Source organism: Glycomyces sp. NPDC047010 (assembly GCF_040644205.1).
Lineage (GTDB): Bacteria > Actinomycetota > Actinomycetes > Mycobacteriales > Micromonosporaceae > Glycomyces.
This window is the reverse complement of sequence record NZ_JBEYVY010000001.1, coordinates 381,313-395,052: the sequence shown is the minus strand read 5'-3', so window position 1 is coordinate 395,052 and position 13,740 is coordinate 381,313. Positions and strand designations below refer to the sequence as shown.

The 13,740-nt window shown below is 72.5% G+C and carries 16 protein-coding genes and 1 pseudogene; 5 read left to right on the top strand and 12 right to left on the bottom strand.

Translation table 11 applies throughout. From position 1 onward, the window contains the following. Nucleotides 1–47: 47 nt before the first annotated feature. Nucleotides 48–557, bottom strand: a pseudogene (locus AB0A65_RS01865) (GntR family transcriptional regulator); the annotation flags it as partial. A gap of 99 nt (nucleotides 558–656) precedes the next feature. Here AB0A65_RS01865 and AB0A65_RS01860 point away from each other — a divergent pair. After that, entirely contained in the window at nucleotides 657–1,835 is a 1,179-nt protein-coding gene (locus AB0A65_RS01860; RefSeq protein ID WP_359944655.1) for an amidohydrolase, read from the top strand. Here the strand turns inward: AB0A65_RS01860 and AB0A65_RS01855 are convergent. Together AB0A65_RS01855 and AB0A65_RS01850 are read right to left on the bottom strand one after the other, a co-directional pair. Next, the gene (locus AB0A65_RS01855; protein ID WP_359944652.1) at nucleotides 1,832–2,407 is read right to left on the bottom strand and encodes a thioredoxin family protein; all 576 of its coding nucleotides are present in this window, start codon (nucleotides 2,405–2,407) and stop codon (nucleotides 1,832–1,834) included. The genes AB0A65_RS01860 and AB0A65_RS01855 overlap by 4 nt on opposite strands. Nucleotides 2,408–2,705: 298 nt before the next feature. Further along, nucleotides 2,706–3,380: a MerR family transcriptional regulator gene (locus AB0A65_RS01850; protein ID WP_359944649.1), complete on the bottom strand. Its 675-nt coding sequence runs from the start codon at nucleotides 3,378–3,380 to the stop codon at nucleotides 2,706–2,708. 90 nt (nucleotides 3,381–3,470) lie between these two features. Between AB0A65_RS01850 and AB0A65_RS01845 the strand changes: the two genes are divergently transcribed. From AB0A65_RS01845 to AB0A65_RS01835, 3 genes are all read left to right on the top strand, one after another. Beyond that, complete coding sequence (locus AB0A65_RS01845; protein ID WP_359944646.1) at nucleotides 3,471–4,172, top strand: DUF2306 domain-containing protein; 702 nt, start codon at nucleotides 3,471–3,473, stop codon at nucleotides 4,170–4,172. Between the two features lie 17 nt (nucleotides 4,173–4,189). Continuing rightward, nucleotides 4,190–4,615 carry a GNAT family N-acetyltransferase gene (locus tag AB0A65_RS01840; protein ID WP_359944643.1) on the top strand — a complete coding sequence of 142 codons (426 nt, stop codon included), beginning with the start codon at nucleotides 4,190–4,192 and terminating at the stop codon, nucleotides 4,613–4,615. 104 nt (nucleotides 4,616–4,719) lie between these two features. Beyond that, nucleotides 4,720–6,861, top strand: a complete 2,142-nt coding sequence (locus tag AB0A65_RS01835; protein WP_359944640.1) for a UvrD-helicase domain-containing protein — start codon at nucleotides 4,720–4,722, stop codon at nucleotides 6,859–6,861. On the opposite strand, the gene AB0A65_RS01830 is transcribed toward AB0A65_RS01835, so the two are convergent. The 7 genes from AB0A65_RS01830 to AB0A65_RS01800 are packed head-to-tail and all read right to left on the bottom strand — an operon-like array spanning nucleotide 6,839 to nucleotide 11,371. Continuing rightward, the gene (locus AB0A65_RS01830) at nucleotides 6,839–7,408 is read right to left on the bottom strand and encodes a hypothetical protein (protein ID WP_359944637.1); all 570 of its coding nucleotides are present in this window, start codon (nucleotides 7,406–7,408) and stop codon (nucleotides 6,839–6,841) included. The two genes, AB0A65_RS01835 and AB0A65_RS01830, sit on opposite strands and share 23 nt — an antisense overlap. A gap of 32 nt (nucleotides 7,409–7,440) precedes the next feature. Then, a complete protein-coding gene (locus AB0A65_RS01825; RefSeq protein ID WP_359944635.1) occupies nucleotides 7,441–7,683 on the bottom strand; it encodes a hypothetical protein in 243 nt (80 codons plus the stop codon). A gap of 9 nt (nucleotides 7,684–7,692) precedes the next feature. Then, complete coding sequence (locus AB0A65_RS01820) at nucleotides 7,693–8,385, bottom strand: lysoplasmalogenase (protein WP_359944632.1); 693 nt, start codon at nucleotides 8,383–8,385, stop codon at nucleotides 7,693–7,695. A 28-nt stretch (nucleotides 8,386–8,413) separates the two neighbouring features. Next, nucleotides 8,414–8,782: a hypothetical protein gene (locus AB0A65_RS01815; RefSeq protein ID WP_359944629.1), complete on the bottom strand. Its 369-nt coding sequence runs from the start codon at nucleotides 8,780–8,782 to the stop codon at nucleotides 8,414–8,416. 33 nt (nucleotides 8,783–8,815) lie between these two features. After that, nucleotides 8,816–9,412: a histidine phosphatase family protein gene (locus AB0A65_RS01810; protein ID WP_359944626.1), complete on the bottom strand. Its 597-nt coding sequence runs from the start codon at nucleotides 9,410–9,412 to the stop codon at nucleotides 8,816–8,818. 40 nt (nucleotides 9,413–9,452) lie between these two features. Then, nucleotides 9,453–10,430 carry an L-histidine N(alpha)-methyltransferase gene (egtD, locus tag AB0A65_RS01805; RefSeq protein WP_359944624.1) on the bottom strand — a complete coding sequence of 326 codons (978 nt, stop codon included), beginning with the start codon at nucleotides 10,428–10,430 and terminating at the stop codon, nucleotides 9,453–9,455. Between the two features lie 53 nt (nucleotides 10,431–10,483). Next, on the bottom strand, nucleotides 10,484–11,371 hold the full coding sequence (locus tag AB0A65_RS01800; RefSeq protein ID WP_359945552.1) for a carbohydrate kinase: 888 nt from the start codon (nucleotides 11,369–11,371) through the stop codon (nucleotides 10,484–10,486). A gap of 213 nt (nucleotides 11,372–11,584) precedes the next feature. On the opposite strand from AB0A65_RS01800, the gene AB0A65_RS01795 reads away from it, so the two are divergent. Beyond that, nucleotides 11,585–12,181 (top strand): DUF4245 family protein, encoded by a 597-nt coding sequence (locus tag AB0A65_RS01795; protein WP_359944621.1) that lies wholly within the window; start codon nucleotides 11,585–11,587, stop codon nucleotides 12,179–12,181. A gap of 9 nt (nucleotides 12,182–12,190) precedes the next feature. On the opposite strand, the gene AB0A65_RS01790 is transcribed toward AB0A65_RS01795, so the two are convergent. Continuing rightward, entirely contained in the window at nucleotides 12,191–12,397 is a 207-nt protein-coding gene (locus AB0A65_RS01790; RefSeq protein ID WP_359944618.1) for an exodeoxyribonuclease VII small subunit, read from the bottom strand. Beyond that, entirely contained in the window at nucleotides 12,394–13,707 is a 1,314-nt protein-coding gene (gene xseA, locus AB0A65_RS01785; RefSeq protein ID WP_359944616.1) for an exodeoxyribonuclease VII large subunit, read from the bottom strand. The genes AB0A65_RS01790 and xseA overlap by 4 nt, the downstream gene beginning before the upstream one ends. Between the last annotated feature and the right edge of the window lie 33 nt (nucleotides 13,708–13,740).

Sequence of the window (13,740 nt, the reverse complement as noted above, 5' to 3'; positions counted from 1 at the left end):
AACGCCACCTCCGCGGCCCGGTCCGGGTCCGGCGCCACCAGGGCCTCCAGCAGCTCGGCGTGCTCCTGGCGCTGGCGCTCGGGGTCGCGTTCGACGGTGAGGTGGAAGACCCAGCGCATCCGCGCCTCCAGGGGCTCCATGATCTGCGCGAGCAGGGGGTTGCGCGCGGCGGCGACGAGCTCGCGGTGGAACGCGGCGTTCGCCTCGGTGCGGGAGGCGGCGGCCTCGCGGGGGAGGACGCAGGCTTGCAGTTTCAGGAGGTCCTCGGGTGCGGCGTTGGCCGCGGCGAGGCGCGCGGCGACCGGTTCGAGACCGGCGCGCACGTCGAACAGGTCCGCGATGTCCTTCGGGGTGGGAACGGTGACGATGCTGCCCTGGCCCGGGACGGCGGTGACCAGGCCGTCGGCGGCGAGCCGCTGGAGCGCCTCGCGCAGGGGGATGCGCGAGACCTCGAACTCGGCGGCGAGGTCGCGCTCGATGAGGCGCGCCCCCGGGCGCAGCCCGACGGTGACGATGCGCTCGCGCAGCGCCCGGTAGACCTGGTCGGCTCGGCTCATGGTGCTCCTCGGAGGTGGACGGAGGCCCGTCAACGGTATACGGTCCATGTTAGTGGTATACCGTTAACCGCGGGAACCGTTGAGGGAAGGACCGACACCATGACCGACCTGCTGCTGCGCGACGCCCGCCTCTGGGGCCGCGAGGGGCGCACCGACGTGCTCGTCCAGGACGGCCGCATCTCCGCGATCGGGGACGCCCTGAAAGACGAAGGCGCACAGGTCGAAGACCTCGCCGGCGCCGTCGTCGTCCCCGGCCTCGTGGACTCCCACGCCCACGTCGACAAGACCCTCTGGGGCGGCCCCTGGGTCCCCCGCACCGCCGGCCCCGGCCTCGCCGCCGCCATCGCGTACGGCCGCGACCGCCGCGCCGAGTTCGGCGTCCCCAACCCCGACTTCATCACCGCGCTCCTCACCAACATGGTCGTCTCCGGGACCACCCACGCCCGCTCCCACGTCGACGTCGACCCCGGTATCGGCATCGGCGCCGTGGAGGCCGTCCTCGAAGGCGTGCAGCGCCTCGACGGGCGCATCGACGTCGAACTGGTGGCCTTTCCCCAGACCGGCATCCTCGTCAGCCCCGGCACCGCCGAACTCCTCGAAGAGGCCCTCAAAGCGGGCGTCAAGACCATCGGCGGCATCGACCCCGCCGGGTTCGACCTCGACGCCGAGACCCACCTCGACCTCGTCTTCGCGCTGGCCGCGCAGTACGGCGCCGAGATCGACATCCACCTCCACGACGGCGGCGACCTCGGCATCCGCGAGTTCGACCTGATCATCGAGCGCACCCGCGCCCTCGGCTACACCGGCAAGGTGGTCATCAGCCACGCGTTCGCGCTCTGCGACGCCGACGACGCCACCCGCGCGCGGCTCATCGCCGACCTCGCCGAGCTCAAGATCGGGCTGACCTCCGTGGCGCCCAGGCAGATCCTGCCGCTGCGCGAGCTCGACGCCGCGGGCGTCACGATGGGCATCGGCAACGACGGCGTGCGCGACCTGTGGAGCCCCTACGGCACCGGCGACATGCTCCAGCGCACCCAGTGGTTCGCGCGCAACGCCGGGTTCAGCCGCGACGCCGACATCGAGCTGGCCCTCGAAGCCGCCACGTTCGGCGGCGCGCGCCTGCTCAAGGTCGACGGATACGGCCTCGCCGTCGGCGACACCGCCGACCTCGTCGCCGTGCCCGGGCGCACCCCGTCAGAGGCGGTCCTGGAGCACCGCGCGCGCACGCTCGTCGTCAAGAACGGCCGGGTCGTGGCGCGCGGCGGCGCGCTCGTCTAGCGCCACTTGATGCCGCAGCCCATCGACGGGTAGTGCGGCTCGTGCACCGGTTCGCCCTTGCGGACCAGCTCGATCGCGGACGCCAGGTACTCCCCGGTGACGGGCACGCCGTTGCCGGGGGTCGAGCCGTCGAACGCGCCGCGGTAGGCGAGTTTGCGGTCGGGGCCGTAGAGGAAGAAGTCAGGCGTGCAGACCGCGCGGTAGGCGCGGGCGACCTCCTGCGACTCGTCCACCAGGTACGGGAACGTCCACTGGGCGCGCGTGACCTGCTCGGCGAGCCCGGCCGGGCCGTCCTCGGGGTGGGAGGCGGTGTCGTTGGCGCAGATGGCGACCGTGTCCAGGTCGGCCTGGCCCGCGGTGAACGCGCCGAAGGTCTGCTCGATGTGGCGCACGTACGGGCAGTGGTTGCAGGCGAAGACGACCAGGAGAGCGGGCGCCTCGAAGCTCTCAAGGGACCGCACCTCGCCGTCGAGGTCCGGGAGGGAGAAGTCCGGCGCGGCCGTACCGAGCGGGACCATGGACGAGTTGAGGGCCACGGGAATCGCACTCCAGAGGTAGACGGTGGGTTCCATGTTAGAGACCGGGGTGCCCTCGCTCAACCACCGAAACGCAAAGGCGGCGGGGCTCCGGGCCAGGTGATCGGAGCCCCGCCGCGGGCCGTCCGTCTACCCCACTTCGGCGGACGGCCTCCTGGTGATGGCGGCGAAGTCGCTTGTCGAGCAGGCTTGGAAACCCGCCGCCACGCCATTTCCGGGCGTGGAATAAGCCTAGAACCACCCAATCGACTTGCGAAGTCAAAAACCCGACAAGTGCAGACATTGTCATTAGTGCATGAAACAGGGTGGGGGAGAGGGGATAGGGGTTTCCGTATTACTCCCCAGTGGACGAATCTTCCTCGTCTTGTATTGGTTCCCGTTGCCCCGGTGGGTATACCCTCGCGGACACTTCGACTTGCGCGATCCGCCGGAGCGCCTCGAAGATCGCGTCCCCCAGAACGGTCCCGACGACCATCGCCTCAAGAATCTCGTCGCGGTCGCTGCGCATCTGGAGCAGCTTGAGGTCGAACTCGGCCACGATCTCCGCCGCGCGCGCGTACTCGCCGGTCATGTCGACCATGTCCGAGAGCCCGAGCTCCCGCAGCCGCCCGATCGCGTCCGCGAGCGTCCAGACGTACCCGTGCTCCAACGGGACCGCGTTCCAGCCGCGGCCGCGCACGATCGCCTTCGCGGTCTCCACGTCCGCCTCCGCGGGCGCCTCGGCCGGGACGCGGTGCTGCGACAGGGCCCGGCTCGCGACGCCGAGCGTCGAGTCCAGGTCGCGGCGGGGGTCCTCGATCTCGGCGAGCACTTCGCGGACCTTCGCGATCGGCACCGACCCGACCTCGACCATCGCCCGCACCAGCCGCAGCCGCCGCACGTGCTCCTCGCCGTACTCGACCTGGTTGTGGCCGCGGCGCTCGCCGCCGGAGAGCAGGCCCTCGCGCACGTAGTACTTGATGGTCGCCGCGGGGACCCCGGTCCTCGCGCTGAGCTCGCCGATTCGCATGGGTCTTTCTTACCCGAAGCGGCGTTGACGATGGCCGATCTCAGGTGATAGTTTCACTATCGATAGTGAAACTCACACCAGGAGCACCCCATGACCGCCACCCTCGGGCGCCCGCCCGCGACCCGCAAGGGCCGGGCCGCCGTCCTCACCGTCGCGATCCTCAGCGTCGCGATCGTCCTGTACGCCGTGCCCGCCTACCTCGTTCCCGACGTCGACTCCCGCGTCGGCATCCGCGAGGACGTGCCGTTCCACCTGCCGTTCCTCGTCGTCCACGCCGCCACCGCCGGGATCGCGCTGCTCGTCGGCCCGTTCCAGTTCTTCGCCTCCATCAGGAACAACCACCCGAAGGTCCACCGGGTCCTCGGCCGCACCTACCTCCTCGCCGGGGTCCTGCCCGGGAGCCTGAGCGGCATCGTCGTCGCGTTCCTGACGACCGCCGGACCGATCGCGATGACCACGTTCGTGCTGCTCGACGTGTGGTGGTTCTACTCGGCGCTGCGCGCCTACCGGGCCGTGCGCGCCCGCGACTTCGCCTCGCACCGGGAGTGGATGCTGCGGAACTTCGCGGGGACCTTCGCGGCCGTCAACCTGCGCGTCTACCTCGGCCTGTTCATCGCCCTGCAACTGCCGCTGCTCGACGGGTACTACGGCGGGGACTTCGAGCCCTTGTTCGACACCGCCTACACTTCGGCGGTCGTCTCCTCGATCGTGCTGAACGTGCTCTTCATGGAAATCTACTTGCGGCGCAAGCGGAAGCGGGGCACCGTCGTTCAGAGCGCAGCCGAGGTCTGAACGCGAAGGAGCAACACATGGGCAGCGAAGCGTACGAGATCTCCACCGACCCCGACCGGCTCGACCGCGACTGGGTCCACCGGGTCATCTCCACGGACACGTACTGGGCCGAGGGCCGCACCCGCGAGGACATGGACCACGCGATCGCCCACTCCCTCGCGTACGGCGTCTACGGGCCGGAGGGACAGGTCGCGTTCGGGCGGCTCGTGACCGACCGGACCTACTTCGCATGGCTCAGCGACGTCTTCGTCGACCGGTCCGTGCGCGGGCAGGGGATCAGCAAGCTGCTCATGAACCGGATCGTCGCGGACGCCGAGGAGATGGGCCTGCGCCGCGTCCTCCTCGCCACCGGCGACGCCCAAGGGCTCTACCGGCAGTTCGGGTTCGACGACATCGGCGACGACTACTCGTGGATGTACCGGGTGTGGGACGCCCGGCCGTAGCGAGCGCCCCGTAGGTGGCCGAGCACTCGCCGGTCCATGATCGGCGGACGGTGGTCGCGCGGGCGCGCTAGGCTGGTGCGTCCCGAATTCGAGCGAGGAGCGCTGTGTCCCAGGAACCAGGTCCCGCCGACGACCGCCGCCCGGAGGACGTCGACACCTCCCACGCCGTGCCCGATCCCGATCCCGCCAACACCCCTGAGCAGGAGATCGCGATCGAGCAGGCGTTCGTCGACCGCGTGTACGCGCGCGTCGACGTGCTCCGCGGCGAGGCCGAGGGCAACCGCGACTCCGGTTACGCCCACCTCGCGGCCACCGTGCCCGGCGCCCGGTACGAGCGCGACGTGTTCGTGTACCAGGCCGCCCGCCGCATCGCCGACCTCGACTCCCAGCACGAGGGGCTCGTCTTCGGGCGGCTCGACTTCGACGACGGGAAGGTCCGCCACATCGGACGCCTCGGCGTGCGCGACGAGGAGTACCGCACGCTCCTGGTCGACTGGCGCGCCCCCGCCGCCGCCCCGTTCTACCGCGCGACCGCCGTCGACCGCCAGGAGGTGGCCCGGCGGCGCGTCATCCGCTCGTTCGGCCGCTCGGTCGAGGAGATCAGCGACGACCTGCTCAACGAGGACGCCGCCGAGCGCCTCCCCGTGATCGGCGACGGCGCGCTCATGGCCGCCCTGGGCCGCAAGCGGACCGGGCGCATGCGCGACATCGTCGCGACCATCCAGGCCGAGCAGGACGCCGCGATCCGCGCGCCCGGGCGCGGCGCCACCATCATCACCGGTGGGCCCGGCACCGGCAAGACCGTCGTGGCCCTGCACCGCGCCGCGTTCCTGCTCTACCAGGACCGCAGCCGGTACGAGGCCGCGGGCATCCTCGTCGTCGGGCCCTCCGCGGTGTTCATGAAGTACATCGGCCGCGTCCTCCCCAGCCTCGGCGAGGAGACCGCCGCGCTGTACTCCCTCGGCGAGCTGTACGCCGGGGTCGAGGCGGTCCGCCAGGACCTGCCGCAGGTCGCGGCCGTCAAGGGCGGCACGATCATGCTCCCGATCCTGCGGCGCCTGGTCCGCCAGACCCCGCCCGACGCGCCCGACGAGCTGCGCATGGTCTACCGCGGCGACGTGTTCCGCCTCGACGCCGCCGAGCTCGCCGCCGCGCGCGCCCGCGTCTTCGAGAAGGAGCCGCGCCCCAACCTCGCCAAGACCGAGGCCGGCCGCGCCCTCCTCATCGCCCTGTGGCGCAAGATCAAGCCCGTGATCCCCGACGCCGAGCCCGCGAAGTTCTCGCGCGACGTCGGCTCGCGCGGCGAGTTCCTCACCTTCCTCGACCACTGGTGGCCCGACCTCGACCCCGCCGAGGTGCTCGGCTGGGGCGGGGACGCGCGCCGCCTCGCGTCCGCCTCCGAAGGCCACCTCAAGCGCGAGACCGTGGACCTGGTCGCCGCTTCGCTGCGCGAGGCCGACTTCTCCATCCCGGACGTGGCGCTCCTCGACGAGCTGCGCATCCTCCTCGGCGTCAGGGCCCAGCCGCGCGGGCGGGACCGCATCCGCTCGTGGGACGGCATCCAGGAGGTCTCGACCGCCCAGGACCGCTTCTACGACCGGCCCGAGCGCCAGGCCCGCGATGCGTTCTACGAGGACTACGCGCACGTCATCGTCGACGAGGCCCAGGACCTCTCGCCGATGCAGTGGCGGATGCTCTCGCGCCGCGGCCGCGCCGCCGGGTGGACCATCGTCGGCGACGAGGCCCAGTCCAGCTGGCCGCGCCCGAAGGAGTCGGCCGACGCCCGCCGCCGCGCCGTCCCGCGCGGGAAGATCCACGAGTTCCACCTGACGAAGAACTACCGGAACTCCATGGAGGTCTTCGATTACGCCGCCGAGTGGGCCAAGCCGCGCCTGCGCAACATCGACCTCCCCGAGGCCGTGCGCGAGACCGGCATCCCCGTCGAGACCCGCACCGTCGACGCCGACGCGCTCCTCCCGGAGCTCGCCAGCGCCGTCGCCGAGGCCCTCGGCGCCGTCGAGGGCACCGTGGGCGTCATCGCGCCCTACGGCCGCCACGCGGAACTCGCCGCCGTCGTCACTGACGACCGCGTGACCCTGGTGGGCCCCTTGGAGTCCAAGGGCCTCGAATGGGACGCGGTGATCGCCGTCGACCTCGACGCCGTCGCCGCCGCCCACGGCCCCGGAGTCGCCTACGTGGTCCTCACCCGAGCCACCCAGCGCCTCAAGCGGATCGACCTCGCCTGAGGACCGTGTAGGCGAGCAGGCCCGCGAACGGCAGCACCGAAAGCCACAATAGGTCCGGCTTCGACTCGTCGGCGGTGTCGCGCCACTGCGACTCGGGGCGCATCAGCATGAGCGGCGACAGGCGTCCGGTGAGCCGGTACTCGGCGACCTCGGCACCGGGCTCGACGGCTGCGCCGCCGACCACGCCTCGGTCGTCCAAGTCGTACTCGAACGGAACCGTCGGGTCCCAGACCTCGGGCGCGCAGCGGACGACGATTCCGAGGCCCGCCACGGGCCGGTCGCATTCCCCGGCATCGGCCACCTCGGCCGGCGGCGCATGCCGCACCCCGACCGGTGCGCCGAACGCGGTCTGCACCGCGGTGACGCCGAACAGGGCGAGCAGGAACACAGCGGCGCCCGCCGCGGCCTGGAGCCGCGGCCGGCGGGCCTGTTCGGGTTCGGCGCGATGCACCGCAGCGGGCGCGGTCAGCCGCAGCGCCAGTAGGACCAGCAGGACGAGGCCCGCGGCGAGCACGAGCATCGCGGCCACGTCGTAGAGGATGTTCATCGGGCGCCTTCGAGGGGGAGCGGTCTGGGGGATCAGGCGTCGTCTTTGGCGGCCTTCTTGCGGCGGTCGTTCTTGCGGACGAGCCAGACGAGGAGGGCCGCGGCGAGGACTCCCGGTCCCATGTGGACGAGGAGGACGCCGATGAGGCTGGGGCCGCCCCAGTCCTCGGCGTACGAGGACGGGTCCGAGAAGTCGATGACGAAGGGCTCCATGAGGGCCCGCACGATGAAGAAGCCGCCGACGACGAACGCCAGGACCCACAGGACGCGTTTCATGGCACGACTCTAATGGGCCGGGCGGCGCTTCAGGTGCCTGGTGACTCCCACGGTCAGCAGGAGCTGGGCGATCCCGTACGTGGACATGACCGCCAGATCCGCGCCGGGGATGTCGTACCCGGCGACGCCGAGGCCCAGGACCAGGTCGGATACCACGAACAGCGCGCCGCCCCAGCCGGCGAGATGCCCTGCGGCCCGGGCGAACCCGAGTCCGGCGGCGGTCGCGGCCATCGCCACGAGCAGGAGGCTGTAGACGGCGATCGGCGCCGCGAGGGGGCCGAGCTGTGTCCACAGTGCGGTGATGAGTCCGGCCCAGAACGCGAAGTAGCAGATGAACACCAGGCGGCGGCTTCCGAAGGCGTGCAGCGCACCGAGTTTCACGAACGCGGCGAGGTACAGCACCTGCATGACCGCGAACAGGCCCATCCCGGTCAGGAACGCGGGCGTCCCGTCGACCAGCAGCGCGAGGTCCGCGGCGCACGCGAACACCAGCCCGGCCCCGAACAGCCGCGCCGCCGCCTGGCCCGGCTCGGCCACGGTGATCAGGTATCCGAGGAGCAGGAGCGTCAAGGCGCCCTTGCTGACCCACCTGACGCCGTCCCATCCGAGACCGACGGCCAGCAGCTCCACGGCCAGCGCCGCGCCGAAGACCCACAGCCAGGCCCGTGCGGGCACGCGTGGGGAGGGGAGGGGATCGCTCATGAACGGGGACGCTACCGCACCGCGCCGGTCAGTTGAGGTTCTGGATGTTGATGGTCTCGCCCTGCACGACCTTCTCCGGCCCCGGCCCGTAGAAGTTGTTCTGGAACTTGACCTGCTGCCCGGCCTGGTTCACCTGCGTCACCTGGATGGACCGCCCGGCCAGCCGCTCCAGCTCGCCGCGGAACGCCGGGTCCGCGGCGCACTCCTCCTCGATGGCCTTCGCCAGGTCGGTCATCGGGATCTCCTCGTCCCGGGCCTCCATGAGCGTCAGCTTGCGGTCGCGGTCCTTCGCGAACCGCTCCTTGACGTACCGCCCGGCCGCGATGACGCCTTCAACGGCTTTGCCCCCGGCCGTGCTGGCGGCGGCGGTGGCGATCGAGAGCAGAATCGGGTCCATGTCGGTGCTCCTTCGTCGAGTGCACCGACCAGCTTATTCCTGTTCGGCCACAGCGGCGGCGGTCAGGTTCCAGAGGGTGACGGCGTGGCCGCCGTGCTCGTAGCCGAGCGCGCCGACCGAGGCCGTGTCGATGGTGAAGTCGCGGCCGTCGCGGGGCGGGCGGCCGAGCCAGCGGGCGGCGGCGACGCGGAGGCTGTGGCCGTGCGCGACGAACGCGACGTCGCCTTGGACGAGCAGCGGCTCCGCTTCGGCGAGGGCTCGGTCGAGGCGGGTGGCGACCTGCGCGGGGGTCTCCCCTTCGGGGCCCTTGCCGCCGTCGGTCCACAGCGACCAGTGCGGGTCCTCGGCGGCGATCTCGTCGCTGGTGCGGCCCTCGTAGTCGCCGTACGCCCATTCGGCGAGGTCGGGGATGACGGCGTCGACGTCGAGCCCGGCGAGGTCGGCGGTGACCAGGGCCCGCTTGCGCGGGCTCGACCAGACCGCGGCGAACCGCCGGCCCGCGAGGAGCGGCGCGAGCGCCTTCGCCTGCGCCGCACCGTGCTCGGTGAGGTCGAGGTCGGTCACGGACGTGTGCTGGCCCGAGGCCGACCAGGTCGTCTCGCCGTGGCGGATGAGCACGATCTCTCCCATGCCCGCCACCCTAGCCGCCGGACCCGGTCGGCACGCGTGTTCAGACCGCCTCGGCGAGGAACACGCCCATGTACCCGTGCGCGTCGGTCCAGCACGCGGCGGGCGCGAACCCGGCGGCGCGCAGCTGCGACTCCAGCTCGCCGCGGTGGAACTTGACGGAGATGCCGGTGCGGATCTCCTCGCCGACCGCGAAGGACACGTCCAGGTCCAGGTCCGCGATCCGGACGGTCATCGGCTTCATGGCGCGCAGCCGCATGTCGATCGTGTCGGTCCCGCCGTCCCACAGGGCGACGTGCTCGAAGTGCGCGGGCGCGAAGTCGGCGCCGAGGCGCAGGTTGAGGACGTGCAGCACGTTCCGGTTGAACTCGGCGGTGACGCCCGCGGCGTCGTTGTAGGCCGCGAGGATCACCTCCGGGTCCTTGACGAGGTCGGCGCCGACGAGGAACCGGTCGCCAGGGCGCAGGGCCTCGCGCAGGTCCTGGAGGAAGCGGCCGCGCTCGGGGCCGGTGAAGTTCCCGAAGGTCCCGCCGAGGAACGCGACGAGGCGCGCGCTGCCGTTGTCGGGCAGCTGGGAGAGGTGGCGGGTGAAGTCGCCGACGATCCCGCCGAGCCGCACGTCCGGGTAGGCCGCGGCCAGCTCCGCGAGCACGTCCCGGACCTCCCCTTCGGCGACGTCGAAGGGCCAGAACGCTTCGAGGCGACCGGCGGCGGCGAACGCGTCGAGGACGGGGCGGATCTTCTCGGCGCGGCCCGCGCCGAGTTCGACCACGGCGACCGGGCCGGTGCCGAACGCGGCGATGTCGGCCGCGCGGTCGCGCAGGACCGCGCGCTCGCTGCGGGTCTGGTAGTACTCCGGCTGGCGCGTGAGCTCCCCGAACAGGGCCGAGCCGCGCCCGTCGTAGTGCAGGCGCATCGGGAGGTGCTTGGGGCGCGAGGTCAGGCCGCGGCGCACGTCGAGGCGCAGCGCGGCGTCGAGGTCGTCCTCGGCGATGCAGATCCGGAGTTCCTGGTGTGGCACGAGTCCATGTTATGCCGCCCGTGTCCGTATTGCGGGTGTGTGAACGGCGCGGGTCAGGGCGCGCCGGGGATGGTGCACGCGTGGGCGGCGATCTGGCTCGCGTACCGCAGCGCCGCGGCGATCACCGTGGAGTTGCCCCAGGACGCGAGGCGGTCGAGGCGCATCCAGCCCGCGGAGGTGAGCCAGCCGAGGAGGCCCGAGGTGTAGGCGTCGCCCGCGCCGATCGCGTCCACGAGGTCCACGGGCGGGGCGGTGGCCTCGGTGGTGTGGTTGCGGTGGAAGGCGACCGACCCGGCGTCGCCGAGGGTGACGACGACGAGCTCCGGCCCGGCGTCGAGCCACTCGCGGGCGACCCGGTCGACGGGCGCGCCCGGGTAGATCTGCGCGAGGTCGCGTTCGGAGACGCGCACGAGGGTCGACAGGCCCACGAGCCGCTCGGTGCGCTCGCGGACCTTCGCGGCTTCGCCCATGACGCCGAGGCGCAGGTTCGGGTCGAACGTGACGGGCACGGAGCCGCGGGCGCGGTTGACCCAGTGCTCGATGGCGCGCGCCGACGGCTCCAGGTACGCGGCGAGGGACCCGAAGTGGACGAGGTCCACCGCGCCGGGATCGGGCTTGGGCAGGGCCCGGCCCTCCCACGCGAAGTCGGCGGTGCCGGTCGTCCAGTAGTCGTAGCGGGCGGTGCCGTCGCCGTTGACGACGGCGAGGCCGAGCGTCGAGGGCAGGTCGGTGCGCTGGAGCCAGTCGCGGCGCACCCCCGCGGAGATGTGGCGGCGCCACACGCGGCGCCCGAAGTGGTCGCCGCCGACGGAGCCGACGAGCGCGGTGGGGATGCCGCGCCTCGCGAGGGCCACGGCGGTGTTCGCGGGGCCGCCGCCGCAGGTGGGGCGGAGCTGGCCGCCGGGTGCGGGCACGAGGTCGATGACGTTCTCGCCTGCCACGAGGATCAACGGGGGCTCCTTCCGGTCGGGCGCGGATGGCCGCTGCCCGAAAGGTTATTGCAGTGCCCCGAGGGCCCGGAAGTCGGATTCGCGCCTCGTTGGCGGCGTGCGTCCCGGTTCGGCCCCATCGCGGCCCGGCGGTGGGAGGACTCGTGGGCCACCCCGCGGCGGGGCGCCTCGGGACGCGCCGCAGCGGTCGTCCAGGATGGGGGCATGTCCAGCGAAGAGGTCAAGGCCGCCGCCGCAGAGGTCGACATCGACGAGGCCCGGGAGGCCGCGGAGGCGAACGCCGAGTCCGCGAAGTCCTCGCGCCCGCGGCCGCGGCGCATGCGCGACATGGCGCTGTCGATGGCGGTGCTGCTGGTGCCGCTCGGCCTGATCTACTGGGGCTGGGGCTGGATCGCCGAGGACCGGCAGGTCAGCGTCGTGGACACCGGCGAGAACTACGCGACGGCCGCGAGCCTGGGCCTGCCCGCGATCGAACCGGAGCTGAGCGAGGACTGGAAGCCGATCTCCACGCACCTCGCCGCCGACGGGACCGTCACGACCCTGCGCACCGGCTGGTACTCGCCCGAGGGCAACGGCCTCCAGATGGCCGAGACCTCCGGCGACGCGACCGCGGTCGACGAGGGCCTCACCGGCGCCGGGACGCCCGTTGAGGCCGCCGGGATCGAGTGGGCCTCCTACGACCTCGACAGCGGCGAAGCGTGGGTCGCGGTCATCGACGGCGCCACGGTCGTGCTCTCGGCCGAGACCGACGGCACGGCCGACCTCGACGACCTCGCGGCGGGCGTCGCCGCCGCTTCGTAAGGCCGCGTCCTAGTCCTCGTCGGCTTCGGGCTCCGTGCGGGCCCTGAGGCGCTCGCGGGCGCCCTCCAGGTGGGACTGGCAGCGGTCGGCGAGGGCCTCGCCGCGCTCCCAGAGCTTCAGGGACTCCTCCAGGGTCGCCCCGCCCGCCTCCAGGCGCTCGACGGTCGCGACCAGCTCGGCGCGGGCCTCCTCGTACGTCAACTGCTCGTCGCTCACGCGTCGTCCTCCGTCGTTTCCGTTGCCGTCTGTTCCGTCGCCTGATCTGTCGTGGTCGCCACGACCGCGGCCCGCAGCGAGCCCGCCGCGAGGCGCACCTCCACGGCCTCCCCGGCGTCGGCCGCGTCCCGCAGGACCGCCCCCGAAGCCGTGTCCGTGACGATCGCGTAGCCGCGGTCCAGTGTGGACTGCGGGGAGAGGGTGCGCAGCCGCGCCCGCAGGTGCTCCAGCTCGTCCGCCGACCGCTCCAGCCGCGAGTCGACCCGGGCCCTCATGCGGTGCACCAGGTTCGCCACGGCCTCCGACCGGGCCTCCAGCATCGACTCGGGCCGCGCCAGCACCGGCCGCGCCCGCATCGCGGCGAGCCCGTCCGACTCGCGGGCCAGCATCGCGTTCAGGGCCTGCCGCAGCCGGGTTCGGCTGATGTTCAGGCCGCGCTGCTCCTCGGCGAGGTCCGGGACCACCTTCTTGCCGGCCTCGGTGGGCGTGGAGGCGCGCCAGTCGGCGACGTAGTCGAGGATCGGCGTGTCCGGCTCGTGCCCGATCGCCGACACCACCGGCGTCACCGCCTCGGCGACGGCCCGGCACAGCGTCTCGTCCGAGAACGGCAGCAGGTCCTCCATCGAGCCGCCGCCGCGGGCGATCACGATGACCTCCACGTCGGGGTCCCGGTCGAGCTCGGCGAGCGCCGCGCACACCTCGGTGACCGCGCGCGGCCCCTGGACGGCGACCTCGCGGACCTCGAAGTCCGCGGACGGCAGCCGCGCCTTCGCGTTCTTCAGAACGTCGCGCATCGCATCGGAGGCCCGCCCGGTGATCAGCCCGATCCGGTACGGCAGGAACGGCAGCGGCTTCTTCCGGTCGGCCGCGAACAGGCCCTCCGCGGCGAGCAGCTTCTTCAGCCGCTCCAGCCGCGCGAGCAGCTCCCCGAGCCCGACCTGCCGGATCTCGCGCACGTGCAAGGACAGCGACCCGTTCTTGTCCCACCACTGCGCCTGCGCCCGGATCACGACCTGCGCGCCGTCCCGCAGCGGCGGCTCGCACGCGGCGACGGCGCCGGTGAAGTCCACGACCCGCATCGACACCTCGGACGACGGGTCCCGCAGCGTCAGGTACACCGTGCGGCCCCGGTGGCTGATCTCGGTGATCTGCCCCTCGGTCCACACCTCCCCGAGCCGCGCCAGCCAGTCGCCGATCTTCTTCGACACCACCCGCAGCGGCCACGGGTTCTCGGCGCTCATCGGAGCGCCGGGCCCGGTGGCCGGTGCGTCCTGGCCCTGCGCTGGGCTGCTCTGCTCTGCGGCGGTCACGTGGCCAGAGTAACTGGGGGGTGTGACGAAACC

What these genes read in the sequence shown, in the direction of transcription:
- AB0A65_RS01795 (WP_359944621.1), top strand. Translation starts at nt 11,585, where the DNA reads ATGTCCAGCGAAGAGGTCAAGGCCGCCGCCGCAGAGGTCGACATCGAC.
- AB0A65_RS01845 (WP_359944646.1), top strand. Translation starts at nt 3,471, where the DNA reads ATGACCGCCACCCTCGGGCGCCCGCCCGCGACCCGCAAGGGCCGGGCC.
- AB0A65_RS01820 (WP_359944632.1), bottom strand. Translation starts at nt 8,385, where the DNA reads ATGAGCGATCCCCTCCCCTCCCCACGCGTGCCCGCACGGGCCTGGCTG.
- AB0A65_RS01830 (WP_359944637.1), bottom strand. Translation starts at nt 7,408, where the DNA reads ATGAACATCCTCTACGACGTGGCCGCGATGCTCGTGCTCGCCGCGGGC.
- AB0A65_RS01840 (WP_359944643.1), top strand. Translation starts at nt 4,190, where the DNA reads ATGGGCAGCGAAGCGTACGAGATCTCCACCGACCCCGACCGGCTCGAC.
- AB0A65_RS01825 (WP_359944635.1), bottom strand. Translation starts at nt 7,683, where the DNA reads ATGAAACGCGTCCTGTGGGTCCTGGCGTTCGTCGTCGGCGGCTTCTTC.
- AB0A65_RS01855 (WP_359944652.1), bottom strand. Translation starts at nt 2,407, where the DNA reads ATGGAACCCACCGTCTACCTCTGGAGTGCGATTCCCGTGGCCCTCAAC.
- AB0A65_RS01860 (WP_359944655.1), top strand. Translation starts at nt 657, where the DNA reads ATGACCGACCTGCTGCTGCGCGACGCCCGCCTCTGGGGCCGCGAGGGG.
- AB0A65_RS01850 (WP_359944649.1), bottom strand. Translation starts at nt 3,380, where the DNA reads ATGCGAATCGGCGAGCTCAGCGCGAGGACCGGGGTCCCCGCGGCGACC.
- AB0A65_RS01810 (WP_359944626.1), bottom strand. Translation starts at nt 9,412, where the DNA reads ATGGGAGAGATCGTGCTCATCCGCCACGGCGAGACGACCTGGTCGGCC.
- AB0A65_RS01815 (WP_359944629.1), bottom strand. Translation starts at nt 8,782, where the DNA reads ATGGACCCGATTCTGCTCTCGATCGCCACCGCCGCCGCCAGCACGGCC.